Here is a 15,064-nt window from a genome sequence, read left to right as displayed (position 1 = left end):
CCTCAAGGATTCGCTACGCCGGGCTTACGCCCGTCCTTGACCCGCCAAACCTACCCACTCAAAATTCAAAAGAGGCTTTTTTGACCTGCTTTACGCAACCGAAGCATCAGGCATACAGTCGCCACCGAAGCCACACTTTCAACGAGACGTACTCACCGGTTCGAGGAGTTGCCCCATGTCGCTTCGTGCGCTCGCCGCGTTGCCGTTCATCGGCATTGTGCTCGGTATCGCGTTTGTCAATCGTGTCGAACCGCTCGTGCTCGGCATGCCGTTCGTGCTGGCCTGGATCGTCATCTGGGTGGTGCTGAGTTCGATCATCATGGCGATCGTGTACCGTCTGGACCCCGCCAATCGGCAGATTGCCGCTGAAGGCGAGGAGCTCCGATCATGAGCGCACTCGTCATCATTGCGGCCATCACGCTGTTTGCGCTGTACCTCGGCGTGCGCGCGCGGCGCGGCCACGACATGAGCCTCGAACAGTGGACCGTGGGCGGCCGCAGCTTCGGCACCGCCTTCGTGTTTCTGCTGATGGCCGGCGAAATCTACACGACCTTCACTTTTCTTGGCGGCAGCGGCTTTGCTTACGGCAAGGGTGCTCCGGTCTACTACATCCTCGCGTACGGCACGCTCGCGTACATCCTTTCGTACTGGATGCTGCCGCCGATCTGGCGTTACGCGAAACAGCACCATCTCGTCTCGCAGCCGCACTTCTTCGCGCGCAAATACGACAGCCCGGCGCTAGGCACGCTGGTGGCGCTGGTCGGCGTGGCTGCACTGATTCCGTATCTGGTGCTGCAACTGAAGGGGCTCGGCATCATAGTGGCGACCGCGTCGTACGGCGCGATTTCGTCGACGGCGGCCGTGTGGATCGGCGCCGCGGTGGTGACTTCGTATGTGATCGTCTCCGGCGTACGCGGCTCGGCGTGGAATTCGGTGGTGAAGGACCTGCTGATTCTCGCGATCGTGTTGTTCCTCGGCATTTATCTGCCGCTTCACTACTACGGCGGTTTAGGCAACATGTTCCGCGCGATCGATGCCGCCCGCCCCGGCTTCCTGACCTTCCCGGCCAAGGGTTCGAGCGTGACCTGGTTCCAGTCGACCGTGTTGCTGACCGCGCTGGGATTCTTCATGTGGCCGCACACGTTCGGTTCGGTATACACGGCAAAAGACGCGCGCATTTTCCGGCGCAACGCGATGGTGCTGCCGCTGTACCAGTTGATCCTGCTGTTCGTGTTCTTCGTCGGCTTTGCCGCGACGCTGAAGGTGCCGGGCCTGAAGGGCGGCGACATCGACCTGTCGCTGTTCCGCCTGTCGTTGCAGACCTTCGACCCGTGGTTCATCGGCGTGATCGGCGCCGCGGGCGTGCTGACCGCGCTGGTGCCTGGCTCGATGATCCTGACCTCGGCGTCGACACTGCTTGCCAACGATGTTTACCGCGGCATCGTGAACCGCGGCGCGTCGGACGCGACGGTGGCGAGTCTGGCGCGCATCCTCGTGCCTGTCGTTGCACTGGTGGCCGTAGGTTTCACGCTGCACGGCGGGGAGACGATCGTGGCCTTGCTGCTGATGGGTTACAGCTTCGTGACGCAGCTGTTCCCTGCGGTGATCTGCAGTTTGGCGCCGCGCAATCGGGCGACGAAACAGGGTGCGTTCTGCGGCATTCTCGCCGGCGTGACGGTGGTCGCGGTGACGACGACGATGCATCTCAGCGTTGCGCAGTTGATGCCGTTTTTGCCTGATGCGTTGAAGGACGTGAATGTGGGGTTTCTGGCTTTGGCCTTGAACGTGATCGTGTTTGCCGCAGTCAGTGCGATGACACAGCCGCGTTCGGCCGGGCGGGCGTCCGCGGCGGTGCAGTGAGCGGCTTCGCGCTTTGCCGTCGTTCGCCGAAGTGAATGCACGGGAGCAGCTCGTTGATTGGCAAAACGGACACAGCTGATGCGTTCGACGACAGACCTCCCGGCGGGGGAAATCCGGACCTCGCGCCTCGCGCTGCGGCTCGCGAGCGAGCGCCATGCCGGCGACCTGCAAAACTACTACCGCGAAAATCGGGCGCATCTTCAACCGTGGCTGAATCCGCAAGACGTCGAATAGACGCGTCACGCGACGGCGCCTCACCTCGCCTCGCCGGCGCCTCGTCTCGCCGCCGGCGATGCGAAGCCGGGATCGAAAATTGCGCGGGGATCGAATCCCGATCAGTTCGCGCGCACCGCGAACGCGTAGCCATTCTTGCCGTTGCGCTTGACCTGATACATCGTTTCGTCGGCCACGGCGACGAGGCGGCGGTAGTCCTCGATGGGATCGGGAAAACTGGCGATGCCGATGCTGGCACGAACCAGCCCGGTCCCCATCAGTTCGTCAGTCTGGCTCACGCAGCCAATGAGACGCTGGGCTATTTCGCCCAGTTCGGCATCCGTCGAAAAATCCCGAATCAGCACCGCGAACTCGTCGCCACCGATTCGGGCCACAACGTCAGCTTGACGAACCGAATCGCGAAAACGTCTGGAAACCGAAATCAGGAATTCATCGCCGAGTCGATGGCCGAGGGAATCGTTGACTCGCTTGAAACCGTCCAGGTCGATATAAAGGACCGCAATTCTATGGAGCGCCGAGTCGGCGGACGAGCTTGCCGCGGCTTCATCGAGCGTGGCAAAGAATTTCCGCCTGTTTGGCAGCCCGGTCATCGCGTCGTGCAGCGCCGCGTGTTCGAACTTGTGCGACCGGCCTGCGAGTTGGCGAGTACGCTTCGCATACATTGCCAGCGCAGTGAATAGCATGCCGAACAGCAACGCTCCCAAAGCGATCAACGTGTTTGCGACGTGGGAAATCCGCACCCGCACATCGGCGCCGACGATGTCTCGCTGGGCATGCCAATATGCCGATGCCGAGCCGAGCAATGCATCCGTACCGCTGAGATTTGCGTCAGGCGATAGCGCGGATGGCGGAACTTGCGGCGCCTCGGACGGACTCGCATCGACCAGCGCCGCGAGTGACGCGAGGCGTCCTGCGAGTTCTTGACGCGCATGCCGGTAGCCGTCCGATCGGGCGTCGCTACCTTCACGCAGGTGTTCCCAGACACCGACCATGTTGCGGGCACTTTCCGCACGTTCGACCGCTTCGAGGACGAACCCGATATATTCCTGGCGCAACTGGTCCGAAAAAATCGTCCTGATTTGCAGGGCAAGATACAGGACGCTAATCAGCAGACAAAGCAACGATGCGCCGGCAATCGGAGCCGGGCCCAGCCTGAAGCGCGAAGCGAGGGCGCGCCGCGAACGAAACCGCTCAGGGATGGGAATAGGTGTCTTGCCTGTTTCCTGTGCCATGCTGCCGGTAACTCACGCGACGAAAAAACAGACCCATACGGGCAAAGAGGCTCCTCTTGGCTTTCCGGTGCACCACTTGAGTACGGCGGTCCTGCGGAGCGGCTCGGGCTTCCCGGCCAGGGCGCGTGTCGGCCAGCTGCGGCGCAGCAGGATCTGGCGAAGCGGCTGCGCGGCGAGCGGATCGGTCGGACGACGCAGACGCGGCGGGGTCCACGGCGGCAACGGCAGTTTCCCGGGAAGGCAGCGACGAGGATCGTGTTACCTGACCGGCAAAGTAGGCATTTTCAGTTGGAGGGTCGTCTTCTGTTGCCGAAGCTGTCGATTCTGTCGATTCTGACGGTGCTGCCGGTTTCGCTGATGCCGCCGGGTTCGCTGATGCTTTCGCTGATGCCGCCGGTTCGGTCGATGCCGCCGGTTTTACCGATGCAGCCGATATCGCCGGTGCAGCCGGTTTCGTCGATGCTGCCACTTTCACCGCTGCCGTCGAAGCGGTAATGGCCAGCGCCTCGCGCGCGCCCGTCATTGCCTCGGCGTAGGTCTTCTGATCGTGGTTGAACCAGACGCCGTAAGCAACCGTACCCACTACGCCGAGAGCCAACGCACCTGCGGCCGCGACACAAAGCGCAAGACGTCCGAATCGCCCAGGCGGTGCGGCGGGCATCGACTCAAAGTCAGGATTGAAACCGGTATCCGGGCCGTCTACAGCTGATTCAGGCAAGTCGGTATGGTTGAACATCGCAACACTCTCCGGACTCGTACGTCTGCCGTTTCAGCAGACTTGTGTTCGCACGGCTTGCAATTGGCCAATGCAAAGCCGCTGGAAGAATGTACCCCGCTCGCCGGGCGGCGACAATATCCGCTGCCGCGCCGGAAGTCAGCTTGCGAATTGGATTTTTATTGATCAGAACAGGTAAAAATTCCACACGGTGTGTAGCGATGCGCGGGGCGGTGAAGCTGGACTGCCCGCCCCTTTCCCGCTGACGCGGAAGTGATGCGCCACGGCTATCCGACACGCAACAAATGGGCCCACTGAGAGTGGGCCGCTGGGAACTCGCAATCGGTTACATGTGTTACCAGGCGCTACGCGCCCACCGAGGCCCCCGAGGCCTCCGAGGCCCCTATTGCACGGTAATCGTCTCCCTCATATTCGGATGTATGCCGCAGAACACCTTATAGACCCCCGGCTTATCGAACTTGAACTGAAAAGTATCGTCCTGATCGAGTGCCGCGGAATGAAAAATACCGGCGTCGTTGACAACCGTATGCGGTTCGCCATCGAGATTCTTCCAGGTCACCGTCGAACCGGCTTTGATCGTGAGCGCCATCGGCGAGAACATAAAGTTCTTGATAACAACCGCGTTGGGATCCTCGGCTCGAGCGACAGAAAAAACGGCCGATGCCGCCATGATCCCTCCAATCCCGAGGAGCGAAAAAAAGACACGGCGAATATGAGTCGTTGGCATAACTTATCTCCTGCTGGTTCCTGCTGGTGAACGGTATCCGGAAGTCAAACGAGCGTGGTATCGGCCAGCGTCGCCTTGAGCGGATGGCGCACGATCTTGATGCTGGTCACCCCGAGCATCCTGGGAAGCTGATCGCTCGCCACCGTCAGCGGCACTGGGCCTGGCCCGTTGCCGGCCGTCGGCTGCGGATAGGCCGTCGAGCGCGCTGTATGGAAGGTGATATTGCCCTCGACCTTCGAGACGATCTGGTGAATATGGCCGTTCAGGACCGTCACCGAACCGAAGCGCTTCAGATAGCTCATTGCCTGGCCCGCATCGCCAGTGCCCCAGCCCCACGGCTCGTAGATCGTCCACATCGGCATGTGCGCGAAGACGACAATCGGTGTGCTGGATGAGCGGCTCTTCAGGTCGTTTTCGAGCCATGCAAGTTGTTCATCGCCCAGGCCTCCCAAACCGTTCGGCTTGAAATGCATGACATTGACGAGACCGACGAAGTGCACGCCGTTGTGGTCGAAGCTGTAATAGCCCTTATTGTCCGAGGCTTGACCGAACCGGCTGAAGTATTCGGCCCCTGGCCCATCCGTCACATCGTGTTCGCCCGGCACGGTGTGCAACTCCGTGATATTCAGCCCCGACAGCAATTGCGCCGCGAGATCGAACTCGGCCGGCTTGGATAGATGCGTGATGTCGCCCGTATGGATTGTCAGCGCCGGTTTGACCGGCATGGCATTGACGAAGTCGATCGTCTGCTTGAGCGTGCCCGCGACATCCGGATTGGCTTCCTTATTGAAACCGATATGCGTGTCGCTGATCTGCAGGAAAAGGGGAACATTGCCGGCCGTCGATGAATCCTTCGCGCCGGCGGCAAGGGCCAACTCCACCGGCGTGAGAACGCCTCCGGCCAGCATGAACACGGTGCCCACGCCGCCGAACGCGAGACATTTCAGCGCGCCGCGACGCGACGGATCGAATGAATGATCTGACGACATATTGACCTCAGGATAAAGATTCGGAGGCAGACCGCGGGATCATCCGGCGGGCCTCTCGACTCGGTTCATGAAGCGTGACTGCCGCGCCATCCGTTTTATTCCCGCCCAAACCGATCCACCGGATTTTTTTTCAATCCCGCCGCCCGGCTGGCCGACACGCCCGCAATCTGCGGGAACGTGGGAATAGCCGCACCGAACCGGCAGTCTTGCAGATCGGAGAACACGAAAGGAGTAGTCGACATGGACATCATCGACATGGCCCGCGCCTCGGGCATAACCGTCATCCTCGACGGCAGGATCGGCCGAGAGGAGTACCAGAGCGTATGCGGTTCGCTCTGCGCGTTGCAGCGATTCGCCGATGCGGTACGTCACTGCGAAGCGCCGTCCGATATTGACCGCCGAGGGCAAGCGGCGAGGAACAGTCGGACCCGCGCTGTTCATTCAAGCCCTGGGAATATTCAGGAATGAAGCGGCGTCTGCTCGTCGCACACCGTGCAACACTCATAGGAGTCTGAAATGAAAAAGCTCGTCATCGCCGCCATTTCGCTGGCCGTTTTCACATCGTCGGCTGCATTTGCCCAAGCCAAGACGCGCGCCGAGGTCTATCAGGAACTGATCGAAGCGCAGCAAAACGGCCTGAACTACGTTACCGACACCTCGTACCCGGACGTCAATCCGATTTTCGCCGCACAAGTGGAGCGCATGAAGCAAGCGCATCTCGCCCAACAGAATGCAGCCCGCGACGCGGCCGCAAGCGGGGCATCGGCTAAAGCGGCCAATTGAATGTTCCGCGCCGCCGGAACATGTGCCGAAAGCTACGCCAGGATTGCCGTGCGAGCGCAAAGGACCGCACGCCGTTCCTGGCCTTTCGGCCGCAGCGTTTTCGGTCGCAGTTTCAAACGGGCTTCAACGGGTTTCAAGCGGTTTCAAGCGACCTTCAAGCGGGCTTCAAACAAACCCGTTTGCATGGACAACATCAACGGAGGTTGAAGTGCGACCTGTTTTGCGCCGCTTGCAGCTAGCATCGGGCGTGGTGCTGCTGATCTATCTGTTTCTCCACCTGGTCAACCACGCACTCGGGATCTGGTCGCTCGATCTTGCGGGACACGGCCTCGCCTTGGCTCTGCGAGTCTGGCGCAGCGTGCCCGGAACGATCCTGCTGTACGGTGCGGCCCTCCTGCATTTTGCGCTGGCCTTGCGCACGATCTACGGGCGCAATCACTGGGCGCTGCCGCTCACCGAATGGATACGCCTTTGGGCAGGGCTCAGCCTGCCTCTTCTGCTCATCCGCCATGCGGTGGCAACGCGCCTCGCGGGCTCGCTCTACGGCTTCGAACCGAACTACGAGCGGATCGTGATATCGCTGATCACGAGCGGCACGCAAGGCCTGCAACTGGCGCTGCTCGCGCCGGGCTGGCTGCACGGCTGCCTCGGCTTGTGGCTCCGGTTGCGCCACTATGCGATCGTGCGCGACGCGAAGCCCGCGCTGCTTACCCTGCTCGTATTCCTGCCGCTGCTATCCGCAGCGGGCTTTGTCCGGATGAAGCGTGCCGTCGTGGCAATGCACGCGATCCTTCCCGCGCCCGACCCGAAACTGGTCGCGCATCAACCCGCACTCGATGCGTGGCGTCACGATCTCGTCACCGTGTACCTTGCGCTGGTCGTCAGCGCTTTTCTGGCGGGTCAATTGCGGAGCTGGCTGGAGCGTCGAAGGTCGCGCAAAGCGGCGCTAAATGTCTGATTCCGGCAACGCGGCAAACATCACAGCCTGGCCAAGGCAACAACAAACCAACAAACGACAACAAGCGACAAAGCAAGCGTGAGCGCTGCATGCGCCCGCGCGACAGGGCAACGCAAGGGTGAGCACGGCGACTGGTCCACTCGCTGCGAATACATGCAGAAACGTGGCTTTCATGGTTGTCTTTTTCCTGCCGCCATCAGACGTCGCTGAATCGCAAACCAAACTATTGCGTCCTTTGATCCGGGCAACCCGTCGACTTCAAGGCGTGGGCCTCGTCGGTGCTGCCGGGCTTGCACCGGTCAGCACATTCTTTTCCGCCGCATGTTTGGCGGCAACCCGTTGTTCCGCCGCCTGAAGATCAGCGGGATAGGCAGCGTCGTCGCCCTGCGACGGGTTATAGCCGGCCGCCTCCAACTCCTCGAGTTCATGCATGACTTCCGCGCGGGTGAGTTGATGCGCGCCTGGCTCCGGCGCCGTTTGTGCAAAGACAGTGGTCGACGTCGCCAATAGTGCTGCGCTCACGATGAGCGTACCCGGTGCGAACTGTATGACAAGCCGATTCAGCGAACTCAGTTTCATGATTTTCTCCACGAAGTGCGAGCGCACGATGTTCGACGTCGACCTGACGCTGCAGCATGACGCTCTGCATGGGTTAACCTTCGAACCGGCTTGCTTATTCCCTTTGGAGGTGGCGTCAACGACGAAACCTGAGCTCACGTGGTGCAGGAAACTCTGCGATTGTCTCGAACCGAGCATACGTCTTTCTCAAACGCGGAACGGCACTAGAGGCCGCTAAAATTATCGACGTGACGTGGCCCGCATCGCCAACGATGCGGGCCACGTCCCTGCCCTTTACTGCGTCTGCTGCTTCAGCTCGAATTTACCCTGATACCGGCTCGCTGCAACCCGATTGACCCGATCGCGTTTTAACTCTTCACGCCGCGCACCGCATAAGCAGACCGTGTCGCGAGGCGCTCGACGCTCAGCCACCGAGCGATCCGTTTCAGAGCGTGGCGCACGCGGCCGCGCCAATGCGCGACTCGCATGCGGCGCCAGAAACGGGCCGGCACGAATTCGCCAAAGCGCGCCTCTTTCTCCAGCAACGCCTTGCCGCCCGGCAAATGAACCAGCGAACAGCCGCGAAACCACATCCAGTCGCGATAATTATTGCCGGGCCAATGACGGCCGACCGCCTGATAAGCACCGACCTCGACAAGCGCCTGCCCCTCGTCGACCAAGGCGTTCAGCGTCGCGGAAATAAATGCCTCGTCGCCGTGATGGCGCATGCGGCCGATTTCGCCGAGATATCGCGCGTAACTGGCGCGCGCTCGCGGCACCAGCCGGCGCAATGCGTCGGGCGTCGCCAGCAGGAACTCGCCGCCGTACCAGCGCGGATTCCTGAGCCGCTGACCCGCGACGATTTCCAGATCCGCGACGACGCTTTCGCTCCCATACGCCGGGAATACCTGATCGGAGATATCGAACGCGCCCAAGCCGGCTTCGGCGCATCGTTCGATCAGTCGTCTGTCGAGCGGCTGCATCGCCACCATGTCCGCGTCGAGCAGCAACAGCATCGTGTCGGCGGGCAACGCGCAGGCGATCTGATCCATCAGATCCAGTTTGAAATGCGCCGCGTAGAACGGCGTGTTCTTCGGCAACTCGATTGTCGCGCTCAACGTCATGAGCGCCGGACGATGCCCCAGCGCCATACTGTCGAGCCGCTCCGCGACCTGCGCTGGCGCATTGGTCATGATGGTCAACGTGGGAATGCCGACGCGCCGCAAGCTGTTGTTCAGGCAGACAGCCTGACTCACGTACGAGAGCGGGTCGCGATTCGTCGCGTTGGGACCGGGGCTTGCATCGAGATCCACATAAACCAGAGTGCAAGGAAAAAGATTCACGTTGCTCCTCACTTAGCGTGAGAAACGGTTCGCTTTTTCCGGCGCTGCCGTTACCGTAGGGCCATTGATCCACGTGTCGTGGGGCACGCCGGATGTCCGCGCGATGTGCGCAGTCGTCGAACCGCGGCTCGAGCCATCTTGGCGGTCGCGCTCGTGTCGGGTGAGCTGATATGCGGCGAGGGAACCGGCAGGTCCGTGGCGCAGGTATCAGGCATTCACTATCGTTTCACGTCTAAATGTTGCCTTTCCGCCAAAACTCAGCAAGACGCAACACTACTGCCGTCAATCTGCGTTCGCACCGGTCGGACTTACCCGGTTCCTCGCGCTTCATTCAGCGCTACTGGTAGTAATTGCGACGTCTGAACGTCGATGCGATTTCACCCCTGATTTCAAGACCCATTTCAATCGTCAAAGTTGAATCGAGCCCACGCGCGAGGCCGGCTTGTTCCGTGTTATGGCTGGATGACGGTGACGCGGAACGGACCGCCATGTGCGGCGGCGTGCGCGACGGCCTCATTGGCCTGATCGAGGCCGAAGCTCGTCACTTCGAAATCGTCCAGCGACAGAAGGCCCGAACGGATCAATGCGACGAGACGCGCCGGCGCATTGCGAGGGTACATGTATTGACCGCGCACCGTGATGCAGTTGCGCATCAGATGGGCGTAAGGCAATTCCAGACCTACACGCAGGCCGCCCATCAGCACCACAGTGCCGTGCGGCCGGACCGTCATTGCCGCGGCGCGCGACGGTGCCGCGTCCGGCATAGGGGGCAGTAGATCGAGCACTTTGTCGATCGGCCCCGGCGCAGCCCGGCACATGCGCTGCCGATCATCGCCTTCGTCGCCCGTGAGCGCGACTGTCGTGACGCGAGGGCCGAATCGGCGCGCAAGATCGTCAAGGACTGCTGTATTGCGGCCGGGCGCGACGACGCAACCTGCGCCCATGGTCAGCGCGACCGCTATCGCCGCGCTGCCGAAATGGCCGGTTGCGCCGCTGACCAGGATCGTCTCTCCTGCTTGCAAGTCGGCCGCGAGCAATCCGCCATAGGAAACGAGCAGCGTATTCAGTGCGCACCAGCGCCGTGCAGCCGCCCGATCGAGCGCGCCGAGACGGACCGCGTTTTCCATCGGTATCAGCATCTTTTCGGCGAACGGGCCGTGGCGGAAATGCGCCTGCAAACGCTGCGCGCCTTCGCCCGGAGCAATCCAGCCTTGCAGCATGACGTCGGGCGAGATTACGTCATCGCGCGAGCGCACCGTAGGGTCGCAAAATACCCATTCTCCTGAAGTCAGGCGTGTCGCATCCGGCCCCACCGCGTGCACGCGGCCAACCGCGCCGACTCCGACGGCAAGCGGCAGCAGCAATGGATACTGCCGGGCTCCGCTGAACACCTCAGCGGCGTAAGACAGCACCGGCGCGGCGACAATTTCGATCACCACCTCGCCCGCGCCGGGATGAGGATCGGGCAAGCTTTCAATAACCAGCGGCGATCCGAATGCTTTCAGCAGAGCGGCTTTCATGGCTTCCCTCCTTCGTGCGGAGAAGCCATCATAGGTGCGCACAGCAGGCGTATTCAGGACTGGTACTATCCCAGGACCGAGCGATCCCTCCCGGACACTGTGATGAATGACGCGGTGGACTCCAGCAAGGCCGAACTAGGCCATTTTTTGCGCGCCCGCCGGGAGCGTCTGGACCCGGGCGCGCTCGGCATCGCGAACGAGCGGCGGCGGCGTACACCCGGCCTCAGACGCGAGGAAGTGGCCGAGCTCGCCGGCATCGGTGTCGACTGGTATGTCCGTCTCGAGCAGGGCCGCGATGTCAGCCCTTCTTCCACCACGGTCGACGCACTCGCCCGCGCGTTGCGCCTCGATGCGGCGGAACACGCGCACTTGCGAGCGCTGGCGCGCGTCGCGGAACGCCGCCCTTTCGTTCTCGAGACAGTCCCCGATACCGTACGCCGCGTCGTCGAAAATCTCGCTCAACCCGCCTACGTCACCGGCCGCCGATCCGACATCCTGGCGTGGAATACCGCAGCTGCCGAACTGTTCACGGATTTCGGCGCAATGCGAAAACGCGACCGCAATATCCTCGTCTACATGTTGACGACCGCTCATGCCCGGCAGCTGTTCGGCGCAGGCTGGGCCCGGGAGGCGAGGCGCATGGTTGCGCAGTTCCGCGCGAGCCACGATCTGTGGGCCGGCGATGCGGCCTTTCTCGAGTTGCAGGCCCGTCTTCGCGAAGGCTGTCCGGAGTTCGATGCCTGGTGGAAAACACACGATGTTCAGGGCACCCAAGCCGGCCGCAAGTTGCTTCATCACCCGACCATGGGCGAATTGCGGGTCGAATACGCAACGTTCCAGGCCAACGACGACCCTTCTCTAAAGCTCGCCATCTATAAGGTGGACGCCGCGTAGATCGATTCGGTGGACGCCGGGCCCGGATGCCGCGCGTTTGCCCGCCGTCAGTCGCGGGTTATCCCGCCTTGACGATTAAATAACAGATTGTTTACAGTTGCGCCTGTTCGCATATTGAATCAGAGTTCGATATACGAACATCATTCAAGCAAAAAAATATGACGACTGGGCTACCACCGGTCGTCACAGTCAGGTTCACGGGAGAATCGTTCACATGAAGCACACCATCGCATTGACCCGCGTCGCCTGCGCGGTCACGGCACTCGCCGGCACGCCGGCATTCGCGCAAAGCAGCGTCACACTGTACGGCGTCGTCGATGCGGGTCTCTCGTATCAAAGCAGCCAGACGTCGCGTGGTTCGACAACGGGTGGCCGGTCGAATCTCAGTATGGTGTCGGGTGTGTGGGCCGGCAGCCGCTTCGGCCTGAAAGGTGCGGAAGATCTCGGCGGCGGCACCAAGGCGATCTTTCAGCTGGAATCCGGTTTCTCCTCCACCAACGGCGCGCAGCAGTATACGAATGCGATGTTCGGCCGCCAGGCGCTGGTCGGCGTGACGAATCCGACTTACGGCACCTTCACCGCGGGCCGTCAATACACGGCGTACTACTCGTTGCTCTCGCCGTATAGCCCGACGACGTGGCTCACCGGTTTCTACGGCGCGCACGCGGGCGACGTCGACGCACTCGACACGATCTACCGCGCGAACAATTCGCTGGTCTATACATCGCCGAAGCTGTACGGCTTCACATTCAGCGGCTCGTATTCGCTCGGCGGCGTGCCCGGCAGCCTGAACCGCGGCTCCACGTGGAGCGGCGCGATCCAGTACATCAACGGCCCGGTCGGCGTGGCGGTCGGCTTCATGCGCCTGAACAATTCGACCGTGGGCGGCGGCACCTTCGGCGCGAATTCGACCGTGTCGAACAACGGCGCTCAAGCAGGCGTGTCGGCCGTGACCAACGGCTACCAGACGGCCCAGGCGCAGCAGCGCTTCGCGGTCACCGGCGGCTATAACTTCGGCAACGGCTGGGATGTGTCGGCTGCATACTCGAACGTACAGTACATTCCGGGGGTAGGATCGAGCTTCCACGATACGGCGGTCTTCAACACGGGCGGCGTCGTGCTGCACTGGAAGCCGTTGGTTGCATGGGACTTCGCAACCGGCTACAGCTACACGCGCGCCACGAAGGCGAACGGCATCACGAGCTCGGCGCAGTACCAGCAGGTCAATCTGTCGGAATACTATGCGTTGTCGAAGCGCACCGGTCTCTACGCGCTGCAGGCGTTCCAGCGGACGAACGGCAACACGCTCGGCACCGCGGGCTCGGGCCACATCATTACCGCCACCGCGACGATCGGCGACGGCTTCCAGAGCGCGCCGTCATCGTCGCGCAGCCAGTTCGCGGCAGGCGTCGGCATCGTGCACCGCTTCTAATCGGCGCACAGAGTAAGAAGGACGGCTCGGTACGACGGGCCTCCACGCAGTCAGGAGACAGATCATGAGCCGCACCGCCACCGTCAACGTTCAGACCTTCATCAACGAGCACCCCTTTTCGCCGTTTCAGTGGCTGATTTTTTTCATGTGTTTCATCGTCGTCCTGCTGGACGGCTTTGACACGGCAGCGATCGGCTTCATTGCACCGTCGCTGATCGCCGAATGGGGCATCACCAAACCGGCGCTCGCGCCCGTGCTCAGCGCGGCGCTGTTCGGCCTTGCATGCGGCGCGCTCGGCTCAGGGCCGCTGTCCGACCGGCTCGGGCGGCGCTCGATGCTGCTCGGCTCGGTCCTGCTGTTCGGCGTGGCGTGCCTCGGCTCGTCTTTCTCCACCAGCATCGGGCAATTGACGACGCTGCGCTTCATCACCGGCGTCGGTCTCGGCGCGGCCATGCCGAACGCCGTCACGATGATGGGCGAGTACTGTCCGGACCGCCGCCGCGCCACGCTGATCAATCTGATGTTCTGCGGCTTTCCGCTGGGCGCGGCGTTCGGAGGCTTTCTCGCCGCGTGGATGATTCCGCATTTCGGCTGGCGCAGCGTACTGCTGCTCGGCGGCGTTACGCCGCTGCTGTTGTTGGTCGTGCTGCTGCTGAAAATGCCGGAGTCCGTGCGCTACATGGTCGCGAACAATCAGCCGGTCGAGCGGATTCGCGCGGCACTGGCGCGGATTTCCGCCGAAGCATCGCAAGCCGGCACGTTCATGATGACCGAGAACGCTCCGCAAACGGGCGGCAAGGGCCTCGGCGTGGTGCTGTCGCGCTCGTACATCATCGGCTCCGTGATGCTTTGGGTCGCGTACTTCATGGGCCTCGTGATTTTCTATGCGTCGATCAACTGGATGCCGATCCTGCTGAAGGACGCCGGCCTCACGCCGCAGCGCGCGACGCTGATCTCGGCCCTGTTCCCGCTCGGCGGCGTGGGCGCCGTGCTGTGCGGCGTGCTGATGGACCGCTTCAACGCGAACCGCATCATCGCGGCCTGCTATGCGCTGACCGCGGTGAGCGTCTATTTCATCGGCCAGGCGGTCGGCAACGTGGGCGCGCTGGTGTTCGTCGTGTTCGTCGCGGGCGTGCTGATGAATACCGCGCAGTCGTCGATGCCGGCGCTGGCCGCTGCGTTCTATCCGACGCAAGGACGCGGCACGGGCGTGGCGTGGATGCTGGGGATCGGACGCTTCGGCGGCATCGCGGGATCGTTCCTCGTCGCCGAACTGACGCGGCGCCACTTCACGTTCGCCGGAATCTTCGCGACGGTAGCAGCCGCGGGTGTGATTGCTTGCGTGGCCTTGCTGCTGAAGCAGGTTGCACGGCCGCACGTGTCCTCGATTCCGGCCTCGAAGACCGAGTCGTTCGGGCACTGAAGCGCACGACGTGCCCCGCAGGTTAGCGAGCTTCGGGGCACGTTGCCGTTCACGTTGTTGTGCGCCGATCCAGGCGCCTCAGGCACCTATACCAGCGGCCCCTCAAGCTTTCGATCGATCAGGCGTGTGGCCCGCTCCAATCCATCGCGTACCGCTTCCTCCTGCGTCAACCATTCCGGCTGGACCGTTTCCGGGTGGAATTCCGCGACCGTCTCCGTAGACCGGCGTACGCTTACTTTTGCTTGCCATGCGCCGAATTCGTTTTGTTCCGGGTGGACGGTGATCTCGTAGCCTCGATGAGTGAAGGTATGCGGTTGCATGACGTGTCCCAGTGCCTGTTCGTTACGCATCGTCGATCTTTTTTGCCGACGGTTC

Annotated in this window: 18 protein-coding genes; 9 read left to right on the top strand and 9 right to left on the bottom strand. The window is 62.1% G+C overall.

Annotation, left to right across the window (positions count from 1 at the left end; translation table 11 throughout):
- The first annotated feature begins 175 nt into the window (after window positions 1-175).
- From AC3WLT_RS19615 to AC3WLT_RS19605, 3 genes are all read left to right on the top strand, one after another.
- Entirely contained in the window at window positions 176-391 is a 216-nt protein-coding gene (locus AC3WLT_RS19615) for a DUF3311 domain-containing protein (RefSeq protein ID WP_492593352.1), read from the top strand.
- Window positions 388-1,860 (top strand): sodium:solute symporter family protein, encoded by a 1,473-nt coding sequence (locus tag AC3WLT_RS19610; RefSeq protein WP_492593351.1) that lies wholly within the window; start codon window positions 388-390, stop codon window positions 1,858-1,860. The genes AC3WLT_RS19615 and AC3WLT_RS19610 overlap by 4 nt, the downstream gene beginning before the upstream one ends.
- A 78-nt stretch (window positions 1,861-1,938) precedes the next feature.
- Entirely contained in the window at window positions 1,939-2,094 is a 156-nt protein-coding gene (locus tag AC3WLT_RS19605) for a hypothetical protein (RefSeq protein ID WP_492593350.1), read from the top strand.
- A 101-nt stretch (window positions 2,095-2,195) separates the two neighbouring features.
- Here AC3WLT_RS19605 and AC3WLT_RS19600 read toward each other — a convergent pair whose 3' ends face one another.
- The 5 genes from AC3WLT_RS19600 to AC3WLT_RS19580 form a co-directional block, all read right to left on the bottom strand.
- Window positions 2,196-3,326, bottom strand: a complete 1,131-nt coding sequence (locus AC3WLT_RS19600) for a diguanylate cyclase domain-containing protein (protein WP_492593349.1) — start codon at window positions 3,324-3,326, stop codon at window positions 2,196-2,198.
- Window positions 3,286-4,062 (bottom strand): hypothetical protein, encoded by a 777-nt coding sequence (locus AC3WLT_RS19595; protein ID WP_492593348.1) that lies wholly within the window; start codon window positions 4,060-4,062, stop codon window positions 3,286-3,288. Before AC3WLT_RS19595 ends, AC3WLT_RS19600 begins: the two co-directional genes overlap by 41 nt.
- 382 nt (window positions 4,063-4,444) lie before the next feature.
- Entirely contained in the window at window positions 4,445-4,789 is a 345-nt protein-coding gene (locus AC3WLT_RS19590) for a cupredoxin domain-containing protein (protein ID WP_492593347.1), read from the bottom strand.
- A 44-nt stretch (window positions 4,790-4,833) separates the two neighbouring features.
- Complete coding sequence (locus tag AC3WLT_RS19585; protein ID WP_492593346.1) at window positions 4,834-5,778, bottom strand: metallophosphoesterase family protein; 945 nt, start codon at window positions 5,776-5,778, stop codon at window positions 4,834-4,836.
- 95 nt (window positions 5,779-5,873) lie between these two features.
- Window positions 5,874-6,020 carry a hypothetical protein gene (locus AC3WLT_RS19580; RefSeq protein WP_492593345.1) on the bottom strand — a complete coding sequence of 49 codons (147 nt, stop codon included), beginning with the start codon at window positions 6,018-6,020 and terminating at the stop codon, window positions 5,874-5,876.
- Between AC3WLT_RS19580 and AC3WLT_RS19575 the strand changes: the two genes are divergently transcribed.
- From AC3WLT_RS19575 to AC3WLT_RS19565, 3 genes are all read left to right on the top strand, one after another.
- Window positions 6,019-6,246, top strand: a complete 228-nt coding sequence (locus AC3WLT_RS19575; protein WP_492593344.1) for a hypothetical protein — start codon at window positions 6,019-6,021, stop codon at window positions 6,244-6,246. The two genes, AC3WLT_RS19580 and AC3WLT_RS19575, sit on opposite strands and share 2 nt — an antisense overlap.
- A gap of 48 nt (window positions 6,247-6,294) precedes the next feature.
- The gene (locus AC3WLT_RS19570; protein WP_492593343.1) at window positions 6,295-6,561 is read left to right on the top strand and encodes a DUF4148 domain-containing protein; all 267 of its coding nucleotides are present in this window, start codon (window positions 6,295-6,297) and stop codon (window positions 6,559-6,561) included.
- Between the two features lie 208 nt (window positions 6,562-6,769).
- The gene (locus AC3WLT_RS19565; RefSeq protein ID WP_492593342.1) at window positions 6,770-7,519 is read left to right on the top strand and encodes a hypothetical protein; all 750 of its coding nucleotides are present in this window, start codon (window positions 6,770-6,772) and stop codon (window positions 7,517-7,519) included.
- A 258-nt stretch (window positions 7,520-7,777) separates the two neighbouring features.
- Here AC3WLT_RS19565 and AC3WLT_RS19560 read toward each other — a convergent pair whose 3' ends face one another.
- The 3 genes from AC3WLT_RS19560 to AC3WLT_RS19550 all read right to left on the bottom strand — a co-directional run bounded on the left by AC3WLT_RS19560 (window position 7,778) and on the right by AC3WLT_RS19550 (window position 10,940).
- The gene (locus AC3WLT_RS19560) at window positions 7,778-8,098 is read right to left on the bottom strand and encodes a DUF4148 domain-containing protein (protein ID WP_492593341.1); all 321 of its coding nucleotides are present in this window, start codon (window positions 8,096-8,098) and stop codon (window positions 7,778-7,780) included.
- Between the two features lie 347 nt (window positions 8,099-8,445).
- A complete protein-coding gene (locus AC3WLT_RS19555) occupies window positions 8,446-9,420 on the bottom strand; it encodes a hypothetical protein (protein ID WP_492593340.1) in 975 nt (324 codons plus the stop codon).
- Between the two features lie 452 nt (window positions 9,421-9,872).
- Window positions 9,873-10,940, bottom strand: a complete 1,068-nt coding sequence (locus tag AC3WLT_RS19550; RefSeq protein WP_492593339.1) for an alcohol dehydrogenase catalytic domain-containing protein — start codon at window positions 10,938-10,940, stop codon at window positions 9,873-9,875.
- A 102-nt stretch (window positions 10,941-11,042) separates the two neighbouring features.
- Here AC3WLT_RS19550 and AC3WLT_RS19545 point away from each other — a divergent pair, with 102 nt between their 5' ends.
- The 3 genes from AC3WLT_RS19545 (at window position 11,043) to AC3WLT_RS19535 (ending at window position 14,689) form a co-directional block, all read left to right on the top strand.
- Window positions 11,043-11,834: a helix-turn-helix transcriptional regulator gene (locus AC3WLT_RS19545; RefSeq protein ID WP_492593338.1), complete on the top strand. Its 792-nt coding sequence runs from the start codon at window positions 11,043-11,045 to the stop codon at window positions 11,832-11,834.
- A gap of 214 nt (window positions 11,835-12,048) precedes the next feature.
- On the top strand, window positions 12,049-13,266 hold the full coding sequence (locus AC3WLT_RS19540) for a porin (protein WP_492593337.1): 1,218 nt from the start codon (window positions 12,049-12,051) through the stop codon (window positions 13,264-13,266).
- Between the two features lie 64 nt (window positions 13,267-13,330).
- Window positions 13,331-14,689: an MFS transporter gene (locus AC3WLT_RS19535; RefSeq protein ID WP_492593336.1), complete on the top strand. Its 1,359-nt coding sequence runs from the start codon at window positions 13,331-13,333 to the stop codon at window positions 14,687-14,689.
- Between the two features lie 86 nt (window positions 14,690-14,775).
- Here the strand turns inward: AC3WLT_RS19535 and AC3WLT_RS19530 are convergent, their stop codons facing one another.
- Window positions 14,776-15,009: a DUF6566 family protein gene (locus AC3WLT_RS19530; protein WP_492593335.1), complete on the bottom strand. Its 234-nt coding sequence runs from the start codon at window positions 15,007-15,009 to the stop codon at window positions 14,776-14,778.
- Window positions 15,010-15,064: the final 55 nt, after the last annotated feature.

This window comes from Paraburkholderia sp. FW306-2-2C-D06C, from assembly GCF_058781505.1.
Note: the sequence above shows the minus strand (reverse complement) of the source record. Positions and strands in the feature narration are given on the sequence as shown.